Origin of the sequence: Klebsiella sp. 141240 (genome assembly GCF_050600805.1) — a bacterium.
GTDB lineage: Bacteria > Pseudomonadota > Gammaproteobacteria > Enterobacterales > Enterobacteriaceae > Klebsiella > Klebsiella aerogenes.
In genome coordinates, this window is the sequence record NZ_JAQIRK010000095.1 from 1 (window position 1) to 211 (window position 211).

1 rRNA gene is annotated in these 211 nt (G+C 53.1%); it reads right to left on the reverse strand.

Annotated features, from left to right (window positions below):
- A 16S ribosomal RNA gene (locus PGQ95_RS26510) occupies positions 1–211 on the reverse strand; the annotation flags it as partial.

The following is a 211-nucleotide window of genomic DNA, read 5'->3' on the forward strand; positions in this document are numbered from 1 at the left end:
ACGCCCAGTAATTCCGATTAACGCTTGCACCCTCCGTATTACCGCGGCTGCTGGCACGGAGTTAGCCGGTGCTTCTTCTGCGAGTAACGTCAATCGCCAAGGTTATTAACCTTAACGCCTTCCTCCTCGCTGAAAGTACTTTACAACCCGAAGGCCTTCTTCATACACGCGGCATGGCTGCATCAGGCTTGCGCCCATTGTGCAATATTCC